General features: G+C 61.8%; 1 protein-coding gene. It reads right to left on the bottom strand.

Features of this window, described 5'->3' with window-relative positions:
- A partial coding sequence (gene purL, locus ACIOVB_RS23935; protein WP_401271863.1) for a phosphoribosylformylglycinamidine synthase occupies positions 1-3,077 on the bottom strand: 3,077 nt, incomplete at both ends.

Here is a 3,077-nt window from a genome sequence, read left to right as displayed (position 1 = left end):
GGCACACGCAGCACGGCAACCTGTGGGCGAATGCCTTTCTTGATGTAAGGCGCGGCGACGTCCTGATTGACGTCGTAGCTGAGCTTGACGCTCAGGCCCGGATTGTCTTCTTCCAGCAGCACGTCGAACTCTTGCTCGGCGCAGTCGGCGTTATCGCGCAGACGCTGGATCTGGTAGCTGGTTTCAGCCCACTGACGTTGCAGCAGACGACGCTGGCCTTCGAACACAGTGTCACCGTTGAAGGTGATGTTGATCTGGCCATTGTTCATCGGCTGACCGATCACGGAAACACAGTCGCCCAGACCGGCAGCGCTGAATTGCGCGAGGATGTCTGGCGTGGCGTCCTGACGAACCTGAATCACCGCACCCAGTTCTTCGTTGAACAGGATGGCGGCGATTTCGGCCGAGGATTCGGCAACGCTGTCGAGGTTCAGGCTCAGACCGCAGTGGCCGGCGAAGGCCATTTCCACCACGGAGGTCAGCAGACCACCGTCGGAACGGTCGTGGTAAGCCAGCAGGTGACCGTCGGCGTTGAGGCCCTGGATCACCGCGAAGAAGGCTTTCAGGTCTTCGGCGTCATCGACGTCCGGCGCGTGCTTGCCGAGCTTGCCGTGAACCTGAGCAAGGATCGAGGCGCCCATCCGGTTCTGACCGCGACCGAGGTCGATCAGGATCAGGTCGCTGGTGCCCTTGTCCATGCGCAGTTCCGGGGTCAGGGTCTGACGGATGTCAGCCACTGGCGCGAAACCGGTCACGATCAGCGACATCGGCGAGGTCACGGTTTTTTCTTCGCCGTCATCGTTCCAGCGGGTGGCCATGGACATCGAGTCCTTGCCGACCGGAATGGTAATGCCCAGCTCAGGGCACAGCTCCATGCCGACCGCTTTCACGGTGTCGTACAGACGCGCGTCTTCGCCCGGGTGGCCGGCAGCAGACATCCAGTTCGCCGACAGTTTGATGTCGGAGAGCTTGTTGATGCGCGAAGCGGCAATGTTGGTCAGGGTTTCGCCGATGGCCATGCGGCCCGACGCCGGGGCGTCCAGCAGAGCCAGCGGAGTACGCTCGCCCATCGCCATCGCTTCACCGGTGTAAACGTCGAAACTGGTGGCGGTCACGGCAACGTCGGCCACCGGAACCTGCCATGGGCCGACCATTTGGTCACGGGCCACAAGGCCGGTGATGGTGCGGTCGCCAATGGTGATCAGGAAGCTCTTGCTCGCCACGGCCGGGTGATGCAAAACGCGCTCGATGCTTTCAGTGATGTCGAGGTTGGACGGATCGAAGTCATCGCCCAGCTCGGCTTCACGAACCACCGAACGGTGCATGCGTGGCGCCTTGCCCAGCAACACTTCCAGTGGCATGTCCACCGGGTTGTTGCCGAAGTGGCTATCCGTGACAGTAAGCTGCGGTTCGGCGGTGGCTTCACCGACGACGGCAAACGGGCAACGCTCACGTTCGCAGATCGCCTGGAAGCGCTCGAAGTCTTCCGGGCCAACGGCCAGCACGTAACGTTCCTGGGATTCGTTGGACCAGATTTCGTGCGGGGCCATGCCCGGCTCGTCGTTTGGAATGTTGCGCAGTTCGAAACGACCACCGCGGTCGCCGTCGTTGACCAGTTCCGGGAAGGCGTTGGACAGACCGCCCGCGCCAACGTCGTGGATGAAGCTGATCGGGTTCTTGTCACCCAGTTGCCAGCAACGGTCGATGACTTCCTGGCAACGACGCTCCATTTCAGGGTTTTCACGCTGCACGGAAGCGAAGTCCAGATCCGCCGAGCTGGTGCCGGTGGCCATGGAGGAAGCGGCGCCGCCACCCAGGCCGATCAGCATCGCCGGGCCACCGAGCACGATCAGCTTGGAGCCAACGACGATCTCGCCTTTCTTGACGTGTTCTTCGCGGATGTTGCCCATGCCGCCGGCCAACATGATCGGCTTGTGGTAACCGCGAACTTCGTCACCGTGCGGGGTGGTGATCGATTGTTCGAAGGTACGGAAGTAGCCGGTCAGGGCCGGACGACCGAATTCGTTGTTGAACGCGGCACCGCCCAGCGGACCTTCGATCATGATGTCCAGCGCAGTGACGATGCGCTCAGGCTTGCCGTACGGCACTTCCCACGGCTGTTCGAAGCCAGGGATTTGCAGGTTGGACACGGTGAAACCGGTCAGGCCAGCCTTTGGCTTGGCACCACGGCCGGTTGCACCTTCGTCGCGGATCTCGCCACCGGAACCGGTGGATGCGCCCGGGAACGGGGCAATCGCGGTCGGGTGGTTGTGGGTTTCAACCTTCATCAGGATGTGCACCGGCTCCTGCACCGCGCCGTACTGGCGGGTTTCAGGGTTCGGGAAGAAACGGCCGGCAACGTTGCCGACGATCACCGAGGCGTTGTCCTTATAAGCCGACAGAACGCCTTCGCTGTGCATCACGTAGGTGTTCTTGATCATGCCGAACAGGCTTTTTTCCTGGTTCTCACCATCAATATCCCAACTGGCGTTGAAGATCTTGTGGCGGCAGTGCTCGGAGTTGGCCTGAGCGAACATCATCAGTTCAATGTCGTGCGGGTTGCGCTTGAGACCGTTGAAGGCATCGACCAGATAGTCGATCTCGTCTTCGGCCAGGGCCAGGCCCAGTTCGGTGTTGGCCTTTTCCAGCGCGGCGCGACCGCCGCCGAGGATGTCGATCGCGGTCAGCGGCTTCGGTTCGGCGTGGCTGAACAGACCGGCAGCCTGTTCGAGGTTGGCCAGAACGATCTGGGTCATGCGGTCATGCAGGACATCGGCAATCTGCTGCGCTTCGGCTTCGCTGAACTGACCGGCCACGTAGAACGCGATACCGCGCTCCAGACGCTGGATCTTGCTCAGGCCGCAGTTGCGGGCGATGTCGCTGGCCTTGCTCGACCATGGCGAGATGGTGCCGAAACGTGGCAACACCAGGAACAGACGGCCGGTCGGCTCTTGTACCGGAACACTTGGACCGTACTTCAGAAGGCGCGCAAGCACCTGCTGTTCGTCGCCGGTCAGGACGCCGGTGACTTCGGCGAAGTGAGCGAATTCAGCATACAAGCCACTGACAGCCGGAAC

Source organism: Pseudomonas sp. NPDC087639 (genome assembly GCF_044743385.1).
Classification (GTDB): Bacteria; Pseudomonadota; Gammaproteobacteria; order Pseudomonadales; family Pseudomonadaceae; genus Aquipseudomonas.
Note: the sequence above shows the minus strand (reverse complement) of the source record. Positions and strands in the feature narration are given on the sequence as shown.